This window comes from Halorubrum sp. CBA1125 (genome assembly GCF_009742825.1).
Classification (GTDB): domain Archaea; phylum Halobacteriota; class Halobacteria; order Halobacteriales; family Haloferacaceae; genus Halorubrum.
In genome coordinates, this window is the sequence record NZ_WPCE01000218.1 from 1 (window position 1) to 4,401 (window position 4,401).

Sequence of the window (4,401 nt, forward strand, 5' to 3'; positions counted from 1 at the left end):
TCCGGCGGATCGCCGAGGCCGAGGCTGGGGAGGCGTGAGGCTGCGGTCCTGTGAGCACCTCTCGGCCGGGGCGTTGGCGGTGGGCTCCGCGCTGACACCCGAGCAGCAGCGAGCGCTCGGCTCGCCGTCGGGTGTCGGCCTCTTTTCCTCCCCACTCGTCGCGTCCGTCCGTCGGGAAAGCGGTTATACCCGCCGCGCGCCCACTCCCGGTATGAGCCTCTCCCTCGACGCCACGCAGCTCGACCGCTACTCCAGACACATCATCATGGACGAGGTCGGCCCCGAGGGACAGAGGCGGCTCCTCGACGGCAGCGCGCTCGTCCTCGGCGCGGGCGGCTCGGCGCGCCGGCCATCCAGTACTCGCGGCCGCGGGAGTCGGCACGCTCGGGATCGTCGACGACGACGTCGTCGAGCGTTCGAACCTCCAGCGACAGGTGATCCACGGGGATAGCGACATCGGGGAACCCAAGGTCGCGTCGGCGGCGCGATACGTCGAGCGACTCAACCCGGATATCGACGTCGAGCGCCGCGAGACGCGGCTCGACGCCGACAACGCCCACGAGCTGATCGGCGCGTACGACCTGGTCGTCGACTGCGCCGACAACTTCCGCACGCGGTACGTCGTCAACGACGTCGCGCGCCTCGAAGGGGTGCCCGTGGCCCACGGCGCGATCTACAAGTTCGAGGGACAGGCGACCACGCTGCTCCCCGACGGGCCCTGCTACCGCTGTCTGTTCCCCGAGCCGCCCGAGCCCGGAACGGTCCCCGACTGCGCGACCACCGGCGTGCTCGGCGTCCTGCCGGGGACCGTCGGCTGTATCCAGGCGACCGAGGCGGTCAAGCTCCTCTTGGACGCCGGCGAGCCGCTCGGCGGGCGGATGCTGTTCTACGACGCGATGGACGTGAGCTTCGAGACGGTCTCGTACGCGCGGAACCCGGACTGTCCCGTCTGTGGCGACGACGGCATCGAGACGATCGCGGGGATCGATTACGGCGGCGGCTGCCGCGTCGACGCGGACTGACCGCCCGGCCGACCCCCGAACGCGCTGCTGGTTCCGCGCGGGCGCCCGTTCACGGTCGCGTCACAGCGACCGCTGGGTGGCGGTCGTCCCCGGTGCCGCGCCGGCGCCCGCCTCGACGAGGCCGTCCCGGACGCACCAGCGGCAGTACCGGTATCCCGCTCGGTTCTCGGCCCCGCAGTGGCGACAGACGACGGTCTCGCCGTCGGCCTCGAGCGGGGGTGGATCCCCCGCGTCCGGGTCCGACAGACCGAACGACGCGCCGGCGACCACTCCGTCGTCGGTTCCGGGCGTTTCCTCGATTGCGGGTCCGTCTGGCTCGCCGGGATCGCCGGTCGCGGATTCGCCGGTCCTCGGGTCGTCGGGAGCCAGTTCTCCGAACAGCTCGGTCGGGGTCCGCTCCCATCGGGCGAGCGCCCACGCCACCGCGAGGTTGATCACGGTCACCGCGCCGAGGATCGCGGCGAGCGTGACGAGTTGTTCTCCCGTCATGTGTTATCTGTTAGCACGCGAGACGTATAGGTGCGACGGTGGGATCGCCGCGGTCCCGGAGGCTCTTTGGGGACGCCCGCGAAGGGGAACGCGCATGAAAGATATCGTCCACACCAACGCCGCTCCCGAGGCGGTCGGTGCGTACAGCCAGGCGACGACGACCGGCGAACTCGCGTTCACGGCCGGGCAGATCCCGCTCACGCCCGAGGGCGAGCTACTCGACGACGCGCCGATCGCCGAGCAGACCGAGCAGGCACTCGACAACCTCCTCGCCGTGCTGGCGGAGGCGGGCGCGGCGCCGGAAGACGTACTGAAGACGACCGTCTTCCTCGCCGACATCGACGACTTCGAGGCGATGAACGAGACGTACGCGGACTACTTCGACGAGGCGCCGCCGGCGCGGTCGGCGGTGCAGGCCGGGGCGCTTCCGAAGGGCGTCGGCGTCGAGATCGAGGCGATCGCCGTCACCGAGTAGGTGGTCGCCGTGGGAGACGATCCGGCGACTGGCGAGGAGGGAGCGTCGGAGGCGGGCGGCCAGCGCGGCTCGAAGACCGGTGACTCGCCGCCCGGAGTTCCCGCGACGAGACGCGCTCGCGCTCGGTCGGCGGCGCTGTGGGGATTCGTCGGCGGGTTCGCGTTCCTCGTGTGCGCGCAGGGGTTCCTGTTGACCGTCGGCGATCTCCCGGTCGGGTACGGCGGCCTCGCCGTCTTCGCGGTCGCGATCACCGTCGCGTCGGGCGGGATCGCGTACGCCACCGAGCATCGCCTGCGGGCGAAAAGAAGGACTTAACAGTCTCACGGGAGTAGATTTATCAGAGCCAGGATGGCCGAGTGGTAAGGCGCACGCCTGGAAAGCGTGTTCCCATCCGGGATCGGGGGTTCAAATCCCTCTCCTGGCGTTTTTCGCGGTCATACGTCGCGTAGCCGCGGGTCCGATCGGCCGGCTTCCGTGTGGGGTCGCTCCGTTCCGGCGCTCGCTGACGCCGCCCTCCGTCGACATCGACGTTTCTGTCCGCCGTCACAAGATTCATGTGTGTGGGAGGTGTTCTCATGGGTGACGATGCCAGACACGAAATCGGGTCGCGAGCGGAAGGGGCAGAACAAGCGTCGGCAGCTCGAAGACCACCTCGCTCGACGCGAACTCGACGCCGACGAGGAACCGCCGGAGCCGGCACGCGAGACCGTCGACTCGGAGTATCTCTCCGAGGCCGACGAACTCGATCGGTGACCGCCCGCGGCCGATCTCCCGTTTCGGTTTTTGCTCGCTGAGAGCCGGCGTTGCGTCCGTGTTCGGTGTTCCGTCAGCGATTCGCCAGCGGTAGCTACGGGTCTCATCCGACGCCGGGTGAGACCGATCGGGCGAGCGACCGCTCGACGAGACGCGGTGCCAGTACGGGTGATATATAAACCTCGACGAGACGCGGTGTCGGTACCGATGAAGTCGCATGCTAACTATCCGCACAAGTGTCGACGAAACGTCTCGGTGTACGGTGATTTCGGCCCCGCTCGGTGACCCGGTCCCGTCGCCGGTCGCTCGACGCTCAACGATGCCTTTATATAGAATCACAATCAATCAGACGCTGTATGAGCCAGCGAATGCAGCAGGGCCAGCCGATGATCATCATGGGCGAGGACGCCCAGCGCGTCAAGGACCGTGACGCACAGGAGTACAACATCTCCGCGGCGCGCGGCGTCGCCGAGGCCGTTCGATCGACGCTCGGGCCGAAAGGGATGGACAAGATGCTCGTCGACTCGATGGGTGACGTCACCATCACGAACGACGGGGTAACCATCCTCCAGGAGATGGACATCGACAACCCGACCGCCGAGATGATCGTGGAAGTCGCCGAGACGCAGGAGGACGAGGCCGGCGACGGCACCACGACCGCGGTCGCGGTCGCGGGTGAGCTCTTGAAGAACGCCGAGGACCTCCTCGAACAGGACATCCACCCGACGGCGGTCATCAAGGGATTCAACCTCGCGAGCGAGTACGCCCGCGAGCAGGTCGACGAGGTCGCCACCGCGGTCGACCCCGACGACACGGAGACCCTGAAAAACGTCGCCGAGACGTCGATGACCGGGAAGGGCGCTGAGCTGGAGAAAGAGGTCCTCGCGGACCTCGTCGTCCGCGCGGTCCAGGGCATCACCGTCGAGGCCGACGACGGCTCGCACGTCGTCGACCTGCAGAACCTCAACATCGAGACGCGTACGGGTCGATCGGCCGGCGAGTCCGATCTCCTCTCGGGAGCGGTCGTCGACAAGGACCCGGTCCACGACGACATGCCCACCGACTTCGAGGACGCCAACATCCTCCTGCTCAACGACCCGATCGAGGTCGAGGAGGCCGACGTCGACACCTCCGTCAACGTCGACTCCCCCGACCAGCTCCAGAAGTTCCTCGACCAGGAGGAAGCGCAGCTGCGCGAGAAGGTCGATACGATCGTCGAGTCCGGCGCCGACGTGGTCTTCTGTCAGAAGGGCATCGACGACCTCGCACAGCACTACCTCGCGAAGGAGGGGATCTTAGCGATCCGTCGGACGAAGAAGTCCGACCTGGCGTTCCTCAAGAACGTCCTCGGCGCGCCGATAGTCACCGACCTCGACTCGCTGTCCGCCGACGACCTCGCGGTCGGCTCCGTCGAGCGCGACGCCGACGAGGGGCTGTTCTACGTCGAGGGCGAAGACTCCCACGGCGTCACCCTCCTGCTGTACGGCACGACCGAGCACGTCGTCGACGAGCTCGAACGCGGCATCGAGGACGCCATCGACGTCGTCGCGACGACCGTCTCTGACGGACGCACCCTCCCCGGCGGCGGCGCCATCGAGGTCGAACTGGCCCGTCGGCTCCGCGACTACGCCGACTCCGTCTCCGGCCGCGAGCAGCTCGCCG

5 protein-coding genes, 1 tRNA gene and 1 pseudogene are annotated in these 4,401 nt (G+C 68.3%); 6 read left to right on the plus strand and 1 reads right to left on the minus strand.

Translation table 11 applies throughout. From position 1 onward, the window contains the following. Positions 1–211 precede the first annotated feature (211 nt). Positions 212–1,022, plus strand: a pseudogene (locus GJ633_RS14395) (HesA/MoeB/ThiF family protein). Between the two features lie 60 nt (positions 1,023–1,082). Here GJ633_RS14395 and GJ633_RS14400 read toward each other — a convergent pair. Further along, on the minus strand, positions 1,083–1,511 hold the full coding sequence (locus GJ633_RS14400; protein WP_156589367.1) for a zinc ribbon domain-containing protein: 429 nt from the start codon (positions 1,509–1,511) through the stop codon (positions 1,083–1,085). A 94-nt stretch (positions 1,512–1,605) separates the two neighbouring features. On the opposite strand from GJ633_RS14400, the gene GJ633_RS14405 reads away from it, so the two are divergent. The 5 genes from GJ633_RS14405 to thsB all read left to right on the plus strand — a co-directional run. After that, positions 1,606–1,986, plus strand: coding sequence for a Rid family detoxifying hydrolase (locus tag GJ633_RS14405; protein WP_156589368.1), 381 nt, complete (start codon positions 1,606–1,608; stop codon positions 1,984–1,986). Between the two features lie 9 nt (positions 1,987–1,995). Then, on the plus strand, positions 1,996–2,301 hold the full coding sequence (locus tag GJ633_RS14410; RefSeq protein ID WP_321169102.1) for a hypothetical protein: 306 nt from the start codon (positions 1,996–1,998) through the stop codon (positions 2,299–2,301). 27 nt (positions 2,302–2,328) lie between these two features. Then, a tRNA-Ser gene (locus GJ633_RS14415) sits at positions 2,329–2,410 on the plus strand. Positions 2,411–2,571: 161 nt separating this feature from the next. Then, positions 2,572–2,739 carry a hypothetical protein gene (locus GJ633_RS17290; RefSeq protein ID WP_197431360.1) on the plus strand — a complete coding sequence of 56 codons (168 nt, stop codon included), beginning with the start codon at positions 2,572–2,574 and terminating at the stop codon, positions 2,737–2,739. A 368-nt stretch (positions 2,740–3,107) separates the two neighbouring features. Then, positions 3,108–4,401 (plus strand): thermosome subunit beta (gene thsB / locus GJ633_RS14420; protein ID WP_156589370.1); only part of this gene is annotated, 1,294 nt, incomplete at its 3' end.